Genomic DNA, 19,605 nt, shown 5'->3' with positions numbered 1-19,605 from the left:
CGTCCGCCGCATCGGGCGCCCCGTCCGCATCCGGCGCCTCCTCCGCGCCCGGCCCCCACCGCCCGGGGACCCCGTCCCGCAGCCCCGAACTCCGCCCGGCCGCCAAGCCGTCCGTGCGGCCGGTGCCCGGCGCGCCCGCGGCCGGGACGCGGCCCGCAGAGGCGGCAGGCGCGCTCGCCTCGTACGCGGCGCGCGTGCGGGCGACCGCGGCGGCCCGCCTCGCGGCGGCGAAGAAGTGGGGCCTCGCCACCCCACCGCTGCTCGCGCCGCCGCCGCCCGCGGTGAAGCCGGTGATCCCCACCCGCAAGGGGTTCGAGGCCGAGGGCGGCGAGCAGGGGCTGCCGCCCGTCTTCACCCGCGTCCCGACCAAGGACAAGGTCGTCTTCCTCACGATCGACGACGGCTCGGAGAAGGAGCCCGACTTCATCTCGATGATGTCCGAGCTGCACGTCCCCTACAGCGCCTTCCTCAGCGACTACCTGATCAAGGACGACTACGGCTACTTCACCAAGGTGCAGGCCTCGGGCGTCACCCTCAGCAACCACACCCTGACCCACCCCTACCTCCCCGGCCTCACCCATGCGCAGCAGGAGCACGAGATCTGCGGCCAGCAGGACAAGCTCGCGAAGGAGTACGGCAGGCGGCCGACGCTGTTCAGGCCGCCGTACGGCAACTACAACGGCGACACGCTGCGGATCGCCAAGTCCTGCGGCATCAAGGCCTTCCCGCTGTGGGAGACCGAGGCGTTCCCCACCCACATGGACTGGCGCGACGAGGCCCAGCACTTCGAGCCGGGCGACATCGTCCTCACCCACTTCCAGGGGCCCTCCGAGTGGAAGGCCACGATGGTGGAGAACATCCGCAACCTCCTGAAGCGCATCACGGACCAGGGCTACGCCGTGGCGCGCCTGGAGGACTACGTCTGACCGCGGCCGCGGCACACGCCGCGCCGCGCGACCCGCCCACGCGGCCCCGGACGGACGTTCGGGGCCGCCGCCACGCCCGGGGTGTGCCCGCGGCGGATCCCGCGGGCATACCGTGCCCCGGGGGCGCGCCGCCCCGCTCCGTACGCCCCGGCCGTCGCGCCGCGCGCCAGGTCGACTGGCACTCCGCTTGACCGAGTGCTAACCGCGGTCATAGTCTCGGCTCTGGCACTCCCCGAGTGAGAGTGCCAGAACGCGCGACGGGCAGGTCCGGCACCCGCGACGACGGATCCACCTGGTCGCCACCCTCAGACAGTCAACCCCGTGAGATCTCCGAAGGGGGAGGTCGGATCGTGACGACCGCCAGCACCAAGGTTGCCATCAAGCCGCTTGAGGACCGCATCGTGGTCCAGCCGCTCGACGCCGAACAGACCACGGCCTCTGGCCTGGTCATCCCGGACACCGCGAAGGAGAAGCCCCAGGAGGGCGTCGTCCTTGCCGTGGGCCCGGGCCGCTTCGAGAACGGCGAGCGCCTGCCGCTCGACGTCTCGGTCGGCGATGTCGTTCTGTACAGCAAGTACGGCGGCACCGAGGTGAAGTACAGCGGCGAGGAGTACCTCGTCCTCTCGGCTCGCGACGTGCTCGCGATCATCGAGAAGTAACTCCACCCGTATTGCTTTTCTGATCTGCGCCCCTGGCCCCCCTGCGAACGCCGGGCGGACGGGGGCGCAGGTCGTTCGAGAGGACAGAAGCTCCCATGGCGAAGATCCTGAAGTTCGACGAGGACGCCCGTCGCGCCCTCGAGCGCGGCGTCAACAAGCTGGCCGACACGGTCAAGGTGACGATCGGCCCCAAGGGCCGCAACGTCGTCATCGACAAGAAGTTCGGTGCCCCCACCATCACCAACGACGGCGTCACCATCGCCCGCGAGGTCGAGGTCGAGGACCCGTACGAGAACCTCGGCGCGCAGCTCGTGAAGGAGGTGGCGACCAAGACCAACGACATCGCGGGTGACGGCACCACCACCGCCACGGTGCTCGCCCAGGCGCTGGTGCGCGAGGGCCTGCGCAACGTCGCGGCCGGCGCCTCCCCCGCCGCGCTCAAGCGCGGCATCGACGCCGCCGTCGCCGCGGTCTCCCAGGACCTCCTGGCCACCGCGCGCCCCATCGACGACAAGTCCGACATCGCCGCCGTGGCCGCGCTCTCCGCGCAGGACCAGCAGGTCGGCGAGCTCATCGCCGAGGCGATGGACAAGGTCGGCAAGGACGGTGTCATCACCGTCGAGGAGTCCAACACGTTCGGTCTCGAACTGGACTTCACCGAGGGCATGGCCTTCGACAAGGGCTACCTCTCCCCGTACATGGTCACCGACCAGGAGCGGATGGAGGCCGTCCTCGAGGACCCGTACATCCTGATCAACCAGGGCAAGATCTCCTCCATCCAGGACCTCCTGCCGCTGCTGGAGAAGGTCATCCAGGCGGGTGGCTCGAAGCCGCTGCTGATCATCGCCGAGGACGTCGAGGGCGAGGCCCTCTCGACCCTCGTCGTCAACAAGATCCGCGGCACGTTCAACGCGGTGGCCGTCAAGGCCCCCGGCTTCGGCGACCGCCGCAAGGCCATGCTCGGCGACATCGCCACCCTCACGGGCGCGACCGTCATCGCCGAGGAGGTCGGCCTCAAGCTCGACCAGGCCGGCCTCGACGTGCTGGGCACCGCCCGCCGCGTCACGGTCACCAAGGACGACACGACCATCGTCGACGGCGGCGGCAACAGCGCCGACGTGACGGGCCGCGTCAACCAGATCAAGGCCGAGATCGAGACCACCGACTCCGACTGGGACCGCGAGAAGCTCCAGGAGCGCCTCGCGAAGCTGGCCGGCGGCGTCTGCGTGATCCGCGTCGGCGCGGCCACCGAGGTGGAGCTCAAGGAGAAGAAGCACCGCCTGGAGGACGCGATCTCCGCGACCCGCGCCGCGGTCGAGGAGGGCATCGTCTCCGGCGGTGGCTCCGCGCTCGTCCACGCGGGCAAGGTCCTCGACGGCAGCCTCGGCAAGGAGGGCGACGAGGCCACCGGCGTCGCCGTCGTCCGCCGCGCCGTCGTCGAGCCGCTGCGCTGGATCGCCGAGAACGCGGGCCTTGAGGGCTACGTCATCACCTCCAAGGTGGCCGAGCTCGACAAGGGCAACGGCTTCAACGCCGCCACCGGCGAGTACGTCGACCTGGTCAAGGCCGGCGTCATCGACCCGGTCAAGGTGACGCGCTCCGCCCTGGAGAACGCCGCCTCCATCGCCTCGCTGCTCCTGACGACCGAGACCCTGGTCGTCGAGAAGCCGGCCGAGGAGGAGGAGCCGGCGGCCGCGGGCCACGGGCACGCGCACTGACACCGCGCACGGCGCACCGCGCCGCGGCACACGCCGGGCGGGGCCCGGCACCCTCCGCACTGCGGACGGTGCCGGGCCCCGCCCGTTCCCGTGGTACGGGAGGAGGCACGGGGAATCAGGGACGCCCCGCGCGGGCGCGCGACCCTACGCCGACCGGTCGAGCGCGCCGGGCAGCACGGGCTCGGCGAAGGGCTCGCCCCTCACGAAGCGCTCCACCTCGTCGAGCGCGTGCTCGGCCATGCGGTGGGTCTCGTTGCCGAGCGAGCCCGCGACATGGGGGGTGAGCAGGACGTTCGGCAGGTCGTACAGCGGTGAGTCGGGCGGCGGGAGCTCCGGGTCCGTCACGTCGAGCACCGCGTGCAGGCGGCCAGAGACCAGCTCGGGCAGGAGCGCGTCCTCGTCGATCAGCGAGCCGCGCGCGGTGTTGACCAGCGTCGACCCGTCCGCCATCGCGGCGAGCTGCGGCGCCCCGATCAGATGCCGGGTCGCCGGGAGCTGGGGCGCGTGCACGGACACCACCGAGCTGCGCGCGCACAGCTCGTCGAGGCCCGCCGACTCGGCGCCGAGCGCCGCGGCCCCCGCCGCGTCCACGTACGGGTCGTACAGCAGGACCCGCAGGTCGAACGGGCGCAGCAGCTCGATGACCCGCCGCCCGATCCTGGACGCGCCGACGATGCCGACCGTGCGGCCGTAGTTGCCCGCGTCGATCAGCTCGCCGTGCCAGTCGTGCGGCGCGCGCAGCGCGCGGTAGCCGCGGGCCGCGCCGAGGACGCCCTTGCCGGAGAAGAGGATCGCCGCGAGCGTGTACTCGGCGACCGGCAGCGCGTTGGCGGCGGCGGCCGAGCTGACCGCGATGCCGCGCTCCCAGCAGGCGCCGGTGACGAAGTGCTTCACCGTGCCCGCCGCGTGCACCACCGCGCGCAGCCGGGGCGCGGCCGCGAGCACGGACCCGGTCAGCGGCGGCACGCCCCAGCACGTCAGCAGGATCTCGGCCTCGGCGAGCGCGGCGGCGAGCGCCGGCCTGGGCGCCGTGAAGTCGTCGGCGACCAGGGCGGGATCGGTGCGGACGAGCCCGGTGAGCCGTTTCTGCTGCGCGGCCGTGAACAGCCGGCCGGCGACGCCAGGTGCCATCGCGAGCAGCGCGGCGGGGCGGTTGTCAGTGGCGTCGTGCATGGTGGGTCTCGTACTCCTCGATGGGGGTGCGGGGCCGGGGGCCGGCGGGCTACTTGACGCTGCCCGCGGTCAGACCGGCCTTCCAGTGCCGTTGCAGGGTGACGAAGGCGACGATCAGGGGGAGGACGGCGAGCAGCGAGCCCGAGACGACCATCGGATAGAAGTCGGGCGTCGCGTTGGCGTTGCTGTGCCAGTTGTACAGGCCGAGGCTCAGCGGATAGAGCCTCTTGTCGGACAGCATCACGAGGGGGAGGAAGAAGTTGTTCCAGATCGCCGTGAACTGGAAGAGGAAGACGGTCACGAAGCCGGGCATGACCATGCGCAGCCCGATCGACCAGAAGACCCGCAGCTCGCCCGCCCCGTCGATACGGGCGGCTTCGAGCGCCTCGTCGGGGATGTAGCCCGCGCTGAAGATGCGGGAGAGGTAGACCCCGAAGGGGTTGACCAGGACGGGGATCAGCACCGACCAGTAGGTGTTGACGGTGTGGGTCGTGACCGCGAGCAGGTACAGCGGCAGGGAGAGCGCCGTGGAGGGCAGCAGCACGCCGAGCAGGACGACGGCGAACAGCTTCTCCTTGCCCCGGAAGCGGTACTTGTCGAAGGCGTAGCCGGCCGCGACGCTGACGAGCGAGCAGCCGAGCGCCCCGAGCCCCGCGTACAGGAGCGAGTTGCCGTACCAGCGGAAGTAGATGCCGCCGTCGTAGGTCGCCAGGCTCGACAGGTTGTGCCCGAAGTCGAAGCCCTCAAAGGAGAAGACGTTGCCGCCGAGGATGTTCCCCGCGTCCTTGGTGGCGGCCGTGACCAGCCAGACGAGCGGGAAGAGGGTGTAGGCGGCGGCGATGGCGAGCAGCGCGTTCACGGCGGCGCGCGAGGTCCAGCGGCCGCCGGTGGAGCGCCCGGTGGGCACCGGCCTGCGGGCGGCGCGGGTCCTGGCGCCGGGGGCGGGGCGCTCGGCCGGGTCGGCGATGAGCGGAGTGGTCATGCCGGGGCTCCCTTCCGGTGGGCGACGCGGGTGACGGCGAAGGAGAGCACGGCCGCGATCAGGGCGATGAGGACGGAAGCGGCGGCGGCCCGCCCGTAGTCGTTCAGCTGGAACGCCTCGGCGTAGGCGTACATGGTGGGCGTCCAGGCGCTGGTGACGGCGGACCCGGAGTTCGACAGCAGCAGTGGCTCGGTGAACAGCTGGAGCGAGCCGATGACCGTGAACAGCAGCACGAGGAAGACGGAGGAGCGGATGAGGGGGAGCTTGATGCTGAAGGCGGTGCGCCAGTCGCCCGCGCCGTCGACTGCGGCCGCCTCCAGCAGGGAGCGGTCCACGGCCTGGAGGGCGGCGTAGAAGATGACGACGTTGTAGCCGAGCCACTCCCACAGGGCGATGTTGACGACGGAGGGGAGCGCTCCGCCCGAGGAGAAGAAGTCGAATCCGATGCCGCCCGAGTGCATCGCCGCGACGACCGGGCTGAGTCCTGGCGTGTAGAGGTACACCCAGATCAGGGCGGCGATCAGGCCGGGGATGGCGTGCGGAAGGAACAGCGCGAGCTGGAAGAGGCGCCGGGCGCGGGCCAGCGCGGTGTCCAGCAGCAGCGCGAGGACGAGCGCCCCGCCGACCATGACCGGGATGTAGAGGAGGACATAGCCGCCGAGCACCCGGAAGCCGTCGCGGAACGCGGCGTCGGAGAGGGTGTCGGCGTAGTTGCCGAGGCCGTCGAAGACGTCGCGCGGGCCGTCGAAGCCGAGCCCCGACAGCTTCTGGGTGAACAGGCTCAGCCAGAGCGCGTAGCCCACGGGGATCAGCATCGCCACGGTGAACAGGGCGAAGAAGGGGGTGAGCAGCACTCCGGCGGCGAGGCCGGTGCGCCGGGCGCCGCGGCGGCGCGCGGACCGGGCCGCGGGGGCGGTGCCGCGGGCGTCCCTGACGCCCCGGGCGGCGGCTGTGGCGCCGGCTCCTGTGCCGGTTTCGGTGCTCATGAGGCGTCCTCGACCTTCAGACCGCTCTTGCGCAGGGCGGCCACGGTGGCGCTCTGCGTGGTGGTGAGGGCGCGCGGCAGGGTGGTGCTGCCGCCGATGACCCCGTGGAGCTGGTCCCTGAGGGTGTTGTCGGCCGCGGCGGTCGGGCCCCACAGCCAGTGCGGGTCGATCGTCGCGCCGGCCTTCGCGTACAGGCCGTACAGGTCCTGGCCGCCGTAGAAGCCGGTGTCGATGGCCTTGCGGGCGACGGGCACGAGCGCGGTCGCGGCGGGCAGGGCGGTGGAGGTGCTCGCGCCGACCCGGGCCCTCACGGAGTCGGGGGAGGTCGCCATCCAGAGGATGAACGTCATGGCGGCGGCCGTCTTCTTGCTGTTCTTGGAGACGGCGAAGGTGGAGCCCTGGCTCATGCCGACGCTCGGGTGGGCCGCGTCCCAGCTGGGCATCTGCATCGCCGCCCATGCGCCCTTCTCCTCGGGCACGAGGCCGGCGAGGGTGCCGGCGCCCCAGGAGGCGCCCAGGTAGCCGACGGTGGTGCCGGCCTTCAGCGAGGCGGTCCACTCGGGGCTGTAGGAGGGCGCGGTGCTGACGAGCCTGTCGTCGATCATGCCCTGCCAGTAGGCGGCGACCTTGCGGGTCGCCGGGTCGGTGGTGTCCACCCGCCAGGCGCCGTTGCGCGTGCTGAACCACGCGGCGCCCGCCTGCCAGGCCATGGTCTGGAAGAACGTCGGGTCGTCGGGGAAGAACGTGGCGATACGGGTGTCGGGCGCGGCCCTCTTCACCTGCTGCGCCGCGGTGCGGAACTCGGCCCACGTCCGCGGCAGCGGGATGTGGTGCCGGGTGAAGAAGTCCTTGCGGTAGTAGAAGATCTGCGGCGAGGCGTCGGAGGGCACGGCCCAGTTCCTGCCGCCCATCGTCGTCAGCTGGACGGTCTGGGGGAGGAACTGCTTCTTCACCGCGGGGGTCAGGTAGCGGCTGATGTCCTGGAGCGAGCCCTGGCTGACGAACCGGGCGAGCGAGGGGTACTCGATGGACAGCACGTCGGGCGCGATGCCCGCCTTCACGGCGTTGGCGATCTTCGGGTAGCCGCCGAGGCCGCCTGAGGGTATCTCCTCGAACTTCACCTTGACGGTGTCGTGGGTGGCGTTGAACGCGTCGGCGACCTGCTGGGACCCCTTGGTCCAGGCCCAGAAGGTGACGGTGACGGGGTGCTCGGGCGTGCCTTCCGCGGGGGCCTGCGCCGCGCCGCCGCACGCCGTGAGCACGGCGAGCGAGACGAACGCGGTGGCGGCTCCCACGGCTGCTCGCAGGGACCGGGACCAGCTGCGGCTCACGGCGCTGCTCCTCTTCGTCGGGGGACAGGCGGTCGCGGCGATACTTCGAGCCGCCGTGAGCGAAGTCAAGAGCGAAAGATTGAATGATCGAAAAATGAGCGAAGTCCGGGTCTGGAGCCTCGCGGGCCTGGAGCCCCGGGGGCCCGAAGTCCCGGGGCCCGAAGTCCCGCGGGCCCGGAAGCCCGGGGGCCGGAAACCCGGAGGCCCGGGGCTCAGGGAGCCGGGGCGGGGGGCGCGCCGCAGGAGGCGCGGATGCGCAGGGTGGGCAGCAGCTCCAGGTGGCGGCGGGGCGCCTCCCGGTCGTCCGCGGCCGCCGTGAGGCGCTCGACCAGCAGTTCCACGGCGCTGCGGCCGACCGCGCGCTTCGGCGGCGCCACGGCTGTCAGCGGGGTGTCGGCGAGCGCGGCCACCTCGTCGTCGTACGTGATGAGCGCGAGGTCGCCAGGGACGCCGACGCCGAGCGCGGCCAGGCGCCGTACCATGCGGGTGGCGTCCTCGTCGTTGTGCATGAGCGCCGCCGTGGCCCGGCCCTCGCGCACGAGGTCGCGCACGGCGAGCGCGGTCGCCTCCGGCGGGTGGCCGGGGGTGTCGGGCGTCGAGTCGAGCACCGGGAGGCCCGCGCCGAGTCCCAGCGCGTCGAGCGCCCGCGCGTACCCGGTGCGCACGGCCTGCGCGGTCGGGCTGTCGGAGCGCGCGACGAGCAGCGGCGCGCCGTGCCCGAGCCGCGCCAGGTGGCGCACCGCGATCAGCACGCCGTGCGCGTGGTCGGAGCCGACCCGGTCCATGCCGTCGAGCGGGCCGCCCGGCTCCGCCCTGCGCTCCACCAGCACGGCGTCCACGGGCAGCCGCGCGATCCACTCCGCGTACGCGGCCTGGTGCTCGGGCCGCGTCCAGCTCGGCACGACGAGCAGCCCCTGCGCGCCGGCGGCGAGCAGCCCCGAGGCGTGCGCGGCGTCGTCCTCCGGCCGGTAGTCGCAGACCCGCAGGATCAGCCGGGCGCCGAGCGCGGCCGCCGCCTCGTGGGCGCCGCGGATGATGTCGGCGAAGTAGTAGCCCGCGGCGGGCGCGAGCATCCCGATCACCGGGCTGCCGCCGCCGGGCGCCGTCCCCGAGGGCCCGTGCCGCTCGGGCCACGACACCGCGCCGTGCACCCGGTCGAGCAGCCCGCGCGCGGCCAGCGCCTCGACGTCGCGGCGCGCCGTCACCGGCGAGACGCCCAGCTGGACCGCGAGGTCAGCGACGCGCACCCGGCCGCGCTCGCGGACCAGGTTCAGCAGGCGGTCGTGGCGTTCTGCGGCGCCTTCGCGCACGGCGGCGTTCTCCTCGCTCCCTCGGCGTCCCCTCTGATCGAACCGCGGGGCGGTTCGATCATTCGATCACTGTAATCGAGGGCCGTGCACCCGGGTACGCCCGCCGGGCTCAGACCGTACGGCCGGAGCCGGAGCCGGGTTCCGCGCCCGCGCCCGCCTCCGCCTCCGGGGCGGCTCCCGCGCCCGCGTCCCCGTGGCGCGGCCCGTACTTGCGGCCGGCCCGGGAGGAGATGCTGCCGAGCAGGCCGCGCGGCGCCAGCCGTGCCGCGCCCATCAGGGCCTTGTAGCGCGGGTCCGGGACGGAGAGCGACTTGCCGCGCGCCAGGTCGGCGAGCGCCGCGACCACCAGCTTGTCGGCGTCGAGCCACATCCAGCCGGGGATGTTGTCGGTGCCCAGGCCCGCGCGCTCGTGGAACTCCGTGCGGACGAAGCCGGGGCAGAGCGCCATCAGCCGCACCCCCGAGCCCGCGAGGTCGCGCGCCACGCCCTGGGTGAACTGCACGACCCACGCCTTCGACGCCCCGTACGTGCCGCGCGGCACGAAGGCGGCGACGGACGCGACGTTGACGACGCCGCCGCGCCCGCGCTCCCGCATCCCGGCGACAGCCGCCCTGGTGAGCCTGAGCATCGCCTCGCAGTGCACCTTCAGCATCACGAGCTCGTCGTCGAGCGGCACGTCGAGGAAGGCGCCGCGCTGCCCGAAGCCCGCGTTGTTGACGAGCAGGTCGACGGGGGCCCTGCGGTCGCCGAGCCGCTTCTCGACCGCTTCGATCCCGCCGTCCTTCGACAGGTCGGCGGCGAGCACCTCGGCCTCGATGCCGTGCCGGTCGTGCAGCTCGGTCGCGTGCTCGCGCAGCCGCCGCACGTCACGGGCCACCAGGACGAGGTTGTGCCCGTCCGTGGCCAGGCGCCGCGCGAACGCGGCACCGATCCCGGCGGTCGCGCCCGTAATCAAAGCAGTCGTCATAGCGGCACGGTAGCGCTTGTTCCGGGCCGTCAGGTCGGTCCCCGGCGCGGTGCAGGCGCGGGCGGGACGTGCCGCGACGGCACTAGGTGTAAGATACATCTATATGGATGAGGTACAGGGCTGGTGGCGCTCCGTGCGCCGCAGCTTCACCGCCGCGCTCCGGATCGAGCGCGTCTTCTCGGACCCCGTGGCGATCGCCAGGGCCCTCGCGGCCGTCGTCGGCGCCGCCGTGCTCGGCGCGCTGCTCGACGACCCGCTCGCCTGGGCGATGACGACGGTCGGCGCGTTCATCTGCGGCATCGGCACTCTGCTCGCGCCGCTCAGGCACCGCGCCGTCAACGCGGCCGCACTCGGCGCCGCCTTCACGCTCGCCGCCCTCGCCGGCGTCTTCCTCCACCCGCTCGGCTGGTGGTTCCTGCTGCCGCTCGGTGCCGTCGCCTACGCGGCCGGGCTGTGGCGCGCCCTCGGCGTCGCGCCCGGCATCCGCGCCTGCCTCGTCGCGATCGGCCTGATGATCACGGCCGACCTGGCGCCGTCCACGGCGGCAGGGCTGACCATGGTCGGCTGGATCGGCGCAGGCGCCGCCATGGTCGCCGCCGCCCAGCTGCTCCCGCCGTACGGCCGGCGGCTGCCCGCCCAGCGCAGGGCGCTCGCCGCGCTCTACCAGTCGCTCGCCGACTACGCCCGGCTGGGCGCCGACCCCGCCGTGCGGCTGCCGTCCGCCCCCTTCACCGCGGCCCGCCGCGCCCTCGACCTGCTGCCGGGCTTCTCCCGCCCCGCGGCGGCCCCGCTGTACGGGCTGCTCGCCGAGGCCGAGGCCGTACGGCGCACCCTGCACGCCGCCCGCACCCCGGAAGCCCTCCCGCGCGCGGCGACCGCCGCCGTGCTCGACGCCGTCGCCCGTGCCCTGCTCACCGGCCGCACCGAGGACGCGGAGGCGGCCGTCCCCGAGGGCGCGGGGCCCGACCTGGCGGCCCGGCTGCGCGAGGCGCTGCGGCTCACGGCGCACTGGCTCGCCGCGCGCGGGCCCGAGGGCCTCGACGGCGTGCTCGGCGCCTTCCCCGCCGTTCGCCCCGCACGCGCGGGTGCCCGGCTGCTCCGCGCCGAACTGCGGCCCGGCGCACCGCTGTTCCGGCACGCCGTACGCATCGCGCTCGGCACGGTCGCCGCCGAGGCCGCCGGGCGGGCGCTCGGCGACTTCTGGGGCAACGCCCTGCCCCAGCACGGCTTCTGGGCCGCGCTCACCACGATGCTCGTACTCTTCCCCGACTACGGCCACACCTTCGCGCGCGGCTGGGGCCGCCCCATCGGCTCGATCCTCGGCGGCCTCGCCGCCTGGGCGGTGCTGCTGCCCGCGTGGTGGACCCCCGGCGGCCTGGTCGCCGCGTCGGTGGTGCTCGTCGCGCTGGTCTACGCGACGCTGCGCGTCGGCCAGCTGGTGCTGAACTTCTTCATCACCGCGTGGATCGTCTTCCTCGTCACCCGTCTCGGCTCGGCGCCGCACCTGATCGCCTGGGGCCGCCCCGCCGACACGCTGCTCGGCGCGCTGATCGGGCTCGCCGTGTTCGTCGCCGTGCCCACGTACCACCACGACCGCCTGCACACGCTCGTCGCCGACTGGCTCGACGTGCAGCGGCGCCTGCTGTCCGCGCTGATCGCCGGGTACACCGCGGCGGGGGCCTTCGACCCGGCCGCGGTCGACACGCTGCGGGGCCTCGCGCGGCAGAGCAGGGAGCGCGTCGAGAGCGCGGCGGCAGGCCTCGCCCACGAGCCGCGCGCCCACCGCGCGCACTGGGACGCCGCCGCCCTCGCCGCGGTCCAGGAGTCCCTGCACGAGGTGGCACGCTGCGGCTCCCTGCTCTACGACCTGCTGCCCGCGCGCGACGCCGACGCCGTGCCCGAGGCGGCCGAGCTCGCCGACGCCGCAGCGGACGGCCTCGCCCGCCTCGCGGCGGCCGTGGCGGCCCGCGGCACCCTGCCGGCCGGCGCCCTGCGCGCGGGCTTCGACGCGGTCGCCGCCCACAGCGGCCTCGCCGACCTGGCGGACCCCGCGGCCCCCGACGGCGTCTCCCGCGCCCGCAGCCGCCTCCTCACCCTCGGCCTGCGCACGGCCACGACCCTGGAGACCCTGAACACCCGGCTCGTCCCCACCCCCAGGGCCCCCGACCGTGAACCCCCGCGCCACGCCCGCCCCAGGGAGCGCGCGGCCCACTGAGCCGCCGGCCGGTGGCGCTTCTGCCGGCGTCAGGCAGCCGTCCTCTGAGCCGGCGGCGGGCAGGCGTCCGTCCGGCTACGCCCGGACCGCCGCCGACGCCTCGTCGGCGTCCCCGGCCCCGGCCCCGGCCGATGCCCCGGCCGCCGCGGCGCCCTGCCGGTCGCCGTACCGCGCGACGTACGCCCTGGCCTTCCGCAGCTCCTTGGCGTGCAGCGCCTCGCCCGCGGCGAGCACCCGCGGCAGCAGGTGGCGCTCGATCGTCGTGGCGCGGAACGCCAGCTGCACCGTGACGTCGTGGGCGGGCCGGTGCACCACCTCGACCGGGTCGCCCGCCTGGACCGCGCCGGGCGCGAGCACCCGCAGGTACGCGCCGGTCTCGGCGCGCCGCGTGAACCGCCGCATCCAGCCGTCCTCGCCCAGCCACGCCTGGAACGTACGGCACGGGATGCGGCCGCTGGTGATCTCCAGCAGGAGGTCGGCGCCGACCCGCCAGCGCTCGCCGATCAGCGCGTGCGCCAGGTCGACGCCGTACGTGGTGAGGTTCTCGCCGAAGGCGCCGTTGGGCAGGGGGCGGCCGAACTCGGCGGCCCAGCGGTCGAGGTCCTCGCGCGCGAACGCGTACACCGCCTGGTCGCTGCCGCCGTGGAAGCGGTGGTCGCACACCGCGTCCCCGGCGAGGCCGCCGCCGCCCGACCGCTCGGGGCCGGGGTCCTCCACCATGACCGGGCCGTCCACGGGGCGCTTGTCGATGCCCGTGACGCCGCCCGGCGCGTCCGTATAGGGGACCCGTTTCGGCCGCCCCACGTTGACCGTCAGCACCTTCATGGCGGCCACCGTAGTGGTGCCGGTGTGAAAGCATCCACCGCCGTTTGTCCCCGAACCCCAAAGAGTGTCTTATGGCCCCCCTAGACTCGGAACCGTGATCGAAGCACGCCATCTGCGCGTCCTGCGCGCCGTCGCCGCCACCGGGTCCTTCTCGGCCGCCGCCCGCGAGCTGGGCTGCACCCAGCCGGCCGTCAGCCAGCAGATGAAGTCCCTGGAGGCGTCCGCGGGCACGCGCCTGCTGGTCCGCGCGGGCCGCGAGACCCGCCTCACCCAGGCGGGTGAGGCGCTGGTCCGCCATGCGGCGGGCATCCTCGCCGGGCTCACGGCCGCCGAGGAGGAGATCGCCGCGATCGCCGGTCTCCGGGCGGGCCGGGTGCGTCTGGTGTCCTTCCCGAGCGGCAGCTCCACGCTGGTGCCCGCCGCGCTCGCGGCGCTGCGCGCCGCACACCCCGGCACCCGCGTCTACCTCGAAGAGGCCGAGCCGCCGCGCTCGGCGGCGCTGCTGCGGGACGGCGAGTGCGACGTGGCGCTCGCCTTCCGCTACGAGGGAGGCGAGAGCGAGTGGGACGACCTGGTGGTGCGGCCCCTCCTCGTGGACCGCCTCGTGGGTCTCGTGCCCGAGGGGCACCCCTTGGCGGACGCGGGCAAGGTGGCGCTCGCCGACCTCGCGGACCAGCCCTGGATCGCGGGGTGCCCGCGCTGCCGCACCCAGCTGGTCGACGCCTGCGGCGCGGCCGGGTTCGCGCCCCGCATCGACTTCGCCACCGACGACTACCCGGCCGTGACCGGCCTGGTGGCCGCGGGGCTCGGGGTCGCCATGCTGCCCGAGCTCGCGCTCGCCTCGGTGCGCGCCGAGGGCGTCAGGCGCCTCGACATCGCCCCTTCGGTCTCCCGCGAGATCGTCGCGCTCACCCTGCCCGACCTCGCGGCCGTGCCCGCGGTCGCCGCCACCCTCGACCAGCTGGCAGCCGCCGCCGCGGCCTGACGCCCGGGCCGCGAGGGCGCCCACGCCGTGCGGACGCGCGCGGACCCGGCCCGCGGCTGCGGGGCAGCTGTATGCAGGAACGTTTCTTCTGTTGGTCGCCGTCCCGCGGTGTCAGTCGTCCGGGCCGCCGTCGGCGCCGTCGGCGCCGTCGAGGCCGTGCCCGCCCACGGCGGCGGACGCGGGGACCAGACGGGTGCGCGCCCTGCCCATCAGTTCCTCGCGCTCGTCCTCCGTCAGGCCGCCCCACACGCCGTACGGCTCCCGCACCGCCAGCGCGTGCGCCGCGCACTCCGCGCGGACCGGGCACCGCATGCACACCTCTTTCGCCGAGTTCTCTCGTGCGCTCCGTGCCGCACCCCTCTCGCCCTCGGGGTGGAAGAACAGCGAGCTGTCCACACCCCGGCAGGCCGCGAGGAGCTGCCAATCCCACAGATCCGCGTTGGGTCCGGGAAGGCGGGAGAAATCTGCCATTGCTCATATCCCCTTGAAACCTGGACGGCATCGGACGCTTCGGATGCTCATGACGGTACATCTCTTGTGTAAGTAGATGTAAATATGACTCTTTGCGAATCTAGCCCCAGACACCACTAGAAGCGAAGAAAAGCCTCTAAATGGGGCATAGCTCTGCGTGAGGGACCCGTAACTCTTTCGGGTGACCATCGTTGATGAGGTCAGGCGGTTGAGAGAACAAGCGATCGGGCACATGCCCGAGAGGCATCAACCGCGCAGATGACGACATGTACAGCCTGGAGGCTCAAGGTGACGCGCATCAGCTGCGGAGGACGTTCATGACATCCGTGCTCGTCTGCGACGACTCCCCGCTTGCCCGAGAGGCGCTCCGCCGCGCGGTCGCGACCGTGCCCGGCGTCGAGCGCGTGACGACCGCGGCCAACGGCGAGGAAGTGCTCCGCCGCTGGGGCGCCGACCGCTCCGACCTGATCCTGATGGACGTGCGCATGCCGGGCCTCGGCGGCGTCGAGACCGTGCGGCGGCTGCTCTCCGCCGACCCGGGCGCGCGGATCATCATGCTCACGGTCGCCGAGGACCTGGACGGCGTCGCGCTCGCCGTCGCCGCGGGCGCCCGCGGCTATCTGCACAAGGACGCGTCGCGCGCCGAGCTGCGCGCCACGGTCACCCAGGCGCTCGCCGACCCGACCTGGCGGCTCGCCCCCCGGCGGCTGCGCTCGGCCGAGATGGGCGCGGCGCCCACGCTCACCGCGCGCGAGATCCAGGTGCTCGAAGGCATGAGCCACGGCAGGTCCAACGCGGAGATCGGCCGGGAGCTGTTCCTCTCGGAGGACACGGTCAAGACCCACGCGCGGCGCCTCTTCAAGAAGCTCGGCGCCTCGGACCGCGCGCACGCGGTGGCGCTCGGCTTCCGCTGGGGCCTGGTGCGCTGAGACCGCAGGGCTCCCTGCCCGTATGGCACGGGCGCGCACACGGAGGATCGCGGCCGGCGGACTCGTACCCGGTTCCGCCGGAGCCCTCCACGGCCCCGCGAAGCGGCGGGCCGCCACCCCCTCTCCGGGAGCCCGTCACCGCGCGGCGCGGGACGACCCGCACAGCGCCGCGATCCGAGCTGCACATCCGGCGGGAGCGCGACGGCCCCGGCCCTCCAGGCCCCTCAGCAGCGGGGTTCCACGGCCGGGGGCCGCGCAGGGCGCGCGGGCAGGCGGCAGCGCCGTACGGCCCACGGCACCGTCGCATCCGTTTCCCGCGCGATGACGCATCCTTGACTGTGTGGAGTTCCTCGGGAACCGGCCGGACGAGCGCGAGGGGAGGGCGCAGGATGAGTTCCGCCGCACCTGCTCATAACGCTTCGGTGCACAACGACAGACGCGGTGCCGCGAATCAGAGTCCGCCAAGGCACCATGGACCGATGCGCGACGACGAGACGACGGCGATCGGTGCTCTCGTCCATCGTGCTGTGGACGGCGACGAACAGGCGACCCACGACCTTCTGGCGCACGTCCATCCGCTGGCGCTGCGCTACTGCCGTACGCGGCTGAGCCGACTGCCGGGCGACGCCCGCCACTTCGTCGAGGACCTCGCGCAGGACGTGTGCGTGGCGGTGCTGATGGCGCTGCCGCGCTACCGCGACACGGGCAAGCCCTTCGAGGCGTTCGTCTTCGCCATCGCGGGCCACAAGGTGGCCGACCTCCAGCGCGCCGCCATGCGGCACCCCGGCTCGACGGCCGTCCCGTCCGACGAGATGCCGGAGCGCCCCGACGACTCGCTGGGACCCGAGGAGCGCGCGCTGCTCAGCAGCGACGCCGAATGGGCGAAGAAGCTCCTCGCCAACCTCCCGGAGACCCAGCGCGAACTGCTTGTCCTGCGCGTCGCGGTGGGCCTGACCGCCGAGGAGACGGGGCAGGTGCTCGGCATGTCGCCGGGTGCGGTGCGCGTCGCCCAGCACCGGGCGCTGAGCAGACTGCGGGCGCTCGCCGAGCAGTGAGGCGCGCCGCCGCCGGGCGTTCCGCGAGGGAGATCTCCGCCACGTACGGGCATCCCGCGGCGCTCGGCGCAGGGCCCGACGCTCGCGCGTACGGCGCCGCCCGTACCGGCGCCGAGCACCGCAGCCGCGCGCTCGCCGCACCGGGGCGGGTGTGGGCGGGCGGCCGGCGGGCAACCGCTCACCGTAGCGGCGCGGTGGCGGTCGGTGGGGCGGTTCCCCGCGGTTCGCGCGGACGGAATCAGGGACCCCTCCACGGCCGTTAGCATGGACATCCGCACCGATCAAGGCCATATGGGGAAGGTGTCATGACTGCGAACGTCGACGGAGTGCCCGAGAAATTCGCGACACTCGGGCTGACATACGACGACGTGCTGCTGCTGCCCGGCGCCTCCGAGGTCCTGCCGAACGAGGTGGACACCTCCTCCCTCGTCTCGCGCAACGTCCGGGTGAACATCCCCCTGCTCTCGGCGGCCATGGACAAGGTCACCGAGGCGCGCATGGCCATCGCGATGGCCCGCCAGGGCGGCGTCGGCGTGCTCCACCGCAATCTCTCCGTCGCCGACCAGGCCAACCAGGTCGACCTGGTCAAGCGGTCCGAGTCCGGCATGGTCACGGACCCGATCACGGTCCGCCCCGACGCCACGCTCGGCGAGGCCGACGAGCTGTGCGCGAAGTTCCGCATCAGCGGGGTGCCGGTGACCGACGCGGCGGGCAAGCTCCTCGGCATCGTCACCAACCGCGACATGGCCTTCGAGTCGGACCGCCGCCGCCAGGTGCGCGAGATCATGACGCCGATGCCGCTGGTCACGGGCAAGGTCGGCATCTCGGGTGTCGACGCGATGGCGCTGCTGCACCGCCACAAGATCGAGAAGCTGCCCCTCGTGGACGACGAGGGCGTGCTCAAGGGCCTCATCACGGTCAAGGACTTCGTGAAGGCCGAGCAGTACCCGAACGCGGCGAAGGACTCCGAGGGCCGCCTGCTGGTCGGCGCGGCCGTGGGCGCGAGCCCCGAGGCGCTCGACCGCTCGCAGGCCCTCGTCGAGGCCGGGGTGGACTTCCTCGTCGTGGACACCTCGCACGGCCACAACAGCAACGCGCTGAGCTGGATGTCGAAGATCAAGTCGACGGTCGGCGTGGACGTCGTCGGTGGCAACGTCGCGACGGCCGACGGCGCGAAGGCGCTGATCGACGCCGGTGTCGACGGCGTCAAGGTCGGCGTGGGCCCCGGCTCCATCTGCACCACCCGCGTCGTCGCGGGCATCGGCGTCCCGCAGGTCACCGCGATCTACGAGGCCGCTTCCGCCTGTCTCGCCGCCGGCGTCCCGGTCATCGGCGACGGCGGCCTGCAGTACTCGGGCGACATCGGCAAGGCCCTCGCCGCCGGCGCCAGCACGGTGATGCTCGGCAGCCTCCTCGCGGGGTGCGAGGAGTCGCCTGGCGAGCTCCAGTTCATCAACGGCAAGCAGTTCAAGTCGTACCGCGGCATGGGCTCGCTGGGCGCGATGCAGTCGCGCGGCCAGGGCCGCTCGTACTCGAAGGACCGCTACTTCCAGGCCGAGGTGGCCTCGGACGACAAGCTCGTCCCCGAGGGCATCGAGGGCCAGGTGCCCTACCGCGGCCCGCTCTCCGCCGTGCTGCACCAGCTCATCGGCGGCCTGCGCCAGACGATGGGGTACGTGGGCGCCGCGTCCGTCGGGGAGATGGAGCGCAAGGGCCGCTTCGTGCGCATCACGGCGGCCGGGCTCAAGGAGAGCCACCCGCACGACATCCAGATGACCGTGGAAGCGCCGAACTACAGCTCACGCTGAGGGCACGCGCGCGGACCGTACAGCGGGGGCGGCGCCGGGACACCGGTGCCGCCCCTGTGCCGTGCCGGGGAGCGCCCCTCGGGGATACTTGGACGCGGCAGACGTAGCAGGGAAAGGCGACATCGTGACTGAGATCGAGATCGGGCGCGGCAAGCGCGGCCGGAGGGCGTACGCGTTCGACGACATCGCCGTCGTGCCCAGCCGGCGCACGCGGGACCCGAAGGAGGTCTCGATCACGTGGCAGATCGACGCCTACCGCTTCGAGCTGCCGTTCCTGGCCGCCCCGATGGACTCGGTGGTCTCGCCGCAGACCGCCATCCGCATCGGCGAGTCCGGCGGCCTCGGCGTCCTCAACCTCGAAGGGCTCTGGACCCGGTACGAGGACCCGCAGCCGCTGCTCGACGAGATCGCGGGCCTTGAGGAGGCCACCGCCAACCGCCGCCTCCAGGAGATCTACGCGGCTCCGATCAAGGAGGAGCTGATCGGGCAGCGCATCAAGGAGGTGCGGGACTCCGGCGTCGTCACGGCGGCCGCGCTCTCCCCGCAGCGCACCGCGCAGTTCTCCAAGGCCGTCGTCGACGCGGGTGTCGACCTCTTCGTGATCCGCGGTACGACGGTCTCGGCCGAGCACGTGTCGGGCGCCGCGGAGCCGCTCAACCTCAAGCAGTTCATCTACGAGCTCGACGTGCCGGTCATCGTCGGCGGCTGCGCCACCTACACGGCGGCGCTGCACCTGATGCGCACGGGCGCTGCGGGCGTCCTCGTCGGCTTCGGCGGCGGCGCCGCGCACACCACGCGCAACGTGCTGGGCATCCAGGTCCCGATGGCGACGGCCGTCGCCGACGTGGCCGCGGCCCGGCGCGACTACATGGACGAGTCGGGCGGCCGGTACGTGCACGTGATCGCGGACGGCGGCGTCGGCTGGTCGGGCGACCTGCCGAAGGCGATCGCCTGCGGCGCGGACTCGGTGATGATCGGATCGCCGCTCGCGCGCGCCTCGGACGCGCCGGGCAAGGGCCGCCACTGGGGCATGGAGGCCGTCCACGAGGACGTGCCGCGCGGCAAGCTGGTCGACCTGGGCGTGGTCGGCACGATGGAGGAGGTCCTCACGGGCCCCTCGCGCATCCCCGACGGCTCGATGAACTTCTTCGGCGCGCTGCGCCGGGCGATGGCCACGACCGGCTACAGCGAGCTCAAGGAGTTCCAGCGGGTCGAGGTCACGGTCGCGGACGCGCAGCACAAGCGCTGACGCCGCACGGCGGGCG

General features: G+C 73.5%; 15 protein-coding genes and 2 pseudogenes. 9 read left to right on the top strand and 8 right to left on the bottom strand.

The window, feature by feature from the left end; translation table 11 throughout:
• Positions 1-209: 209 nt before the first annotated feature.
• The 3 genes and pseudogenes from AB0910_RS17300 to groL form a co-directional block, all read left to right on the top strand.
• A pseudogene (locus tag AB0910_RS17300) lies at positions 210-926 on the top strand (polysaccharide deacetylase family protein); the annotation flags it as partial.
• A 350-nt stretch (positions 927-1,276) separates the two neighbouring features.
• A complete protein-coding gene (gene groES, locus AB0910_RS17295; RefSeq protein WP_023539274.1) occupies positions 1,277-1,585 on the top strand; it encodes a co-chaperone GroES in 309 nt (102 codons plus the stop codon).
• A 95-nt stretch (positions 1,586-1,680) separates the two neighbouring features.
• Complete coding sequence (groL, locus tag AB0910_RS17290) at positions 1,681-3,303, top strand: chaperonin GroEL (RefSeq protein WP_366745439.1); 1,623 nt, start codon at positions 1,681-1,683, stop codon at positions 3,301-3,303.
• A 144-nt stretch (positions 3,304-3,447) separates the two neighbouring features.
• Here groL and AB0910_RS17285 read toward each other — a convergent pair whose 3' ends face one another.
• From AB0910_RS17285 to AB0910_RS17260, 6 genes and pseudogenes are all read right to left on the bottom strand, one after another.
• Positions 3,448-4,476 (bottom strand): hydroxyacid dehydrogenase, encoded by a 1,029-nt coding sequence (locus AB0910_RS17285; RefSeq protein WP_366745438.1) that lies wholly within the window; start codon positions 4,474-4,476, stop codon positions 3,448-3,450.
• Positions 4,477-4,525: 49 nt separating this feature from the next.
• Positions 4,526-5,458, bottom strand: coding sequence for a carbohydrate ABC transporter permease (locus AB0910_RS17280; protein ID WP_366745437.1), 933 nt, complete (start codon positions 5,456-5,458; stop codon positions 4,526-4,528).
• Complete coding sequence (locus AB0910_RS17275; RefSeq protein WP_366745436.1) at positions 5,455-6,444, bottom strand: sugar ABC transporter permease; 990 nt, start codon at positions 6,442-6,444, stop codon at positions 5,455-5,457. The genes AB0910_RS17280 and AB0910_RS17275 overlap by 4 nt, the downstream gene beginning before the upstream one ends.
• Entirely contained in the window at positions 6,441-7,775 is a 1,335-nt protein-coding gene (locus AB0910_RS17270; RefSeq protein WP_366745435.1) for a sugar ABC transporter substrate-binding protein, read from the bottom strand. Before AB0910_RS17270 ends, AB0910_RS17275 begins: the two co-directional genes overlap by 4 nt.
• A 212-nt stretch (positions 7,776-7,987) precedes the next feature.
• Entirely contained in the window at positions 7,988-9,085 is a 1,098-nt protein-coding gene (locus AB0910_RS17265; RefSeq protein WP_366745434.1) for a substrate-binding domain-containing protein, read from the bottom strand.
• Positions 9,086-9,281: 196 nt separating this feature from the next.
• A pseudogene (locus tag AB0910_RS17260) lies at positions 9,282-10,052 on the bottom strand (SDR family oxidoreductase); the annotation flags it as partial.
• 103 nt (positions 10,053-10,155) lie between these two features.
• Between AB0910_RS17260 and AB0910_RS17255 the strand changes: the two are divergent.
• Positions 10,156-12,267 carry an FUSC family protein gene (locus AB0910_RS17255; protein WP_366745433.1) on the top strand — a complete coding sequence of 704 codons (2,112 nt, stop codon included), beginning with the start codon at positions 10,156-10,158 and terminating at the stop codon, positions 12,265-12,267.
• 75 nt (positions 12,268-12,342) lie between these two features.
• Here AB0910_RS17255 and AB0910_RS17250 read toward each other — a convergent pair whose 3' ends face one another.
• Positions 12,343-13,092, bottom strand: a complete 750-nt coding sequence (locus AB0910_RS17250; protein ID WP_366745432.1) for an MOSC domain-containing protein — start codon at positions 13,090-13,092, stop codon at positions 12,343-12,345.
• 94 nt (positions 13,093-13,186) lie between these two features.
• Between AB0910_RS17250 and AB0910_RS17245 the strand changes: the two genes are divergently transcribed.
• Positions 13,187-14,077, top strand: a complete 891-nt coding sequence (locus AB0910_RS17245) for a LysR family transcriptional regulator (protein ID WP_366745431.1) — start codon at positions 13,187-13,189, stop codon at positions 14,075-14,077.
• Between the two features lie 111 nt (positions 14,078-14,188).
• Here the strand turns inward: AB0910_RS17245 and AB0910_RS17240 are convergent, their stop codons facing one another.
• Positions 14,189-14,548: a WhiB family transcriptional regulator gene (locus AB0910_RS17240; protein ID WP_366745430.1), complete on the bottom strand. Its 360-nt coding sequence runs from the start codon at positions 14,546-14,548 to the stop codon at positions 14,189-14,191.
• Between the two features lie 317 nt (positions 14,549-14,865).
• Between AB0910_RS17240 and AB0910_RS17235 the strand changes: the two genes are divergently transcribed.
• The 4 genes from AB0910_RS17235 to AB0910_RS17220 all read left to right on the top strand — a co-directional run bounded on the left by AB0910_RS17235 (position 14,866) and on the right by AB0910_RS17220 (position 19,589).
• A complete protein-coding gene (locus AB0910_RS17235) occupies positions 14,866-15,477 on the top strand; it encodes a response regulator transcription factor (RefSeq protein WP_003948568.1) in 612 nt (203 codons plus the stop codon).
• Positions 15,478-15,956: 479 nt separating this feature from the next.
• Positions 15,957-16,532, top strand: coding sequence for a sigma-70 family RNA polymerase sigma factor (locus AB0910_RS17230; RefSeq protein WP_345647859.1), 576 nt, complete (start codon positions 15,957-15,959; stop codon positions 16,530-16,532).
• A gap of 305 nt (positions 16,533-16,837) precedes the next feature.
• Entirely contained in the window at positions 16,838-18,340 is a 1,503-nt protein-coding gene (guaB, locus tag AB0910_RS17225) for an IMP dehydrogenase (RefSeq protein WP_366745429.1), read from the top strand.
• A 124-nt stretch (positions 18,341-18,464) separates the two neighbouring features.
• A complete protein-coding gene (locus AB0910_RS17220; protein WP_366745428.1) occupies positions 18,465-19,589 on the top strand; it encodes a GuaB3 family IMP dehydrogenase-related protein in 1,125 nt (374 codons plus the stop codon).
• The last annotated feature ends 16 nt before the right edge of the window (positions 19,590-19,605 follow it).

This window comes from Streptomyces sp. NPDC047002, from assembly GCF_040704505.1.
Taxonomy (GTDB): Bacteria; Actinomycetota; Actinomycetes; order Streptomycetales; family Streptomycetaceae; genus Streptomyces.
The sequence above is the reverse complement of the archived record's forward strand: the minus strand, read 5'-3'. Positions and strand labels throughout refer to the sequence as shown.

Bases quoted from the DNA above. Each gene is read 5' to 3' on its own strand.
- AB0910_RS17280 (WP_366745437.1), bottom strand. From the start codon at position 5,458: ATGACCACTCCGCTCATCGCCGACCCGGCCGAGCGCCCCGCCCCCGGC.
- AB0910_RS17285 (WP_366745438.1), bottom strand. From the start codon at position 4,476: ATGCACGACGCCACTGACAACCGCCCCGCCGCGCTGCTCGCGATGGCA.
- AB0910_RS17240 (WP_366745430.1), bottom strand. From the start codon at position 14,548: ATGGCAGATTTCTCCCGCCTTCCCGGACCCAACGCGGATCTGTGGGAT.
- AB0910_RS17275 (WP_366745436.1), bottom strand. From the start codon at position 6,444: ATGAGCACCGAAACCGGCACAGGAGCCGGCGCCACAGCCGCCGCCCGG.
- AB0910_RS17230 (WP_345647859.1), top strand. From the start codon at position 15,957: ATGCGCGACGACGAGACGACGGCGATCGGTGCTCTCGTCCATCGTGCT.
- guaB (WP_366745429.1), top strand. From the start codon at position 16,838: ATGACTGCGAACGTCGACGGAGTGCCCGAGAAATTCGCGACACTCGGG.
- AB0910_RS17235 (WP_003948568.1), top strand. From the start codon at position 14,866: ATGACATCCGTGCTCGTCTGCGACGACTCCCCGCTTGCCCGAGAGGCG.
- groL (WP_366745439.1), top strand. From the start codon at position 1,681: ATGGCGAAGATCCTGAAGTTCGACGAGGACGCCCGTCGCGCCCTCGAG.
- AB0910_RS17250 (WP_366745432.1), bottom strand. From the start codon at position 13,092: ATGAAGGTGCTGACGGTCAACGTGGGGCGGCCGAAACGGGTCCCCTAT.
- AB0910_RS17255 (WP_366745433.1), top strand. From the start codon at position 10,156: ATGGATGAGGTACAGGGCTGGTGGCGCTCCGTGCGCCGCAGCTTCACC.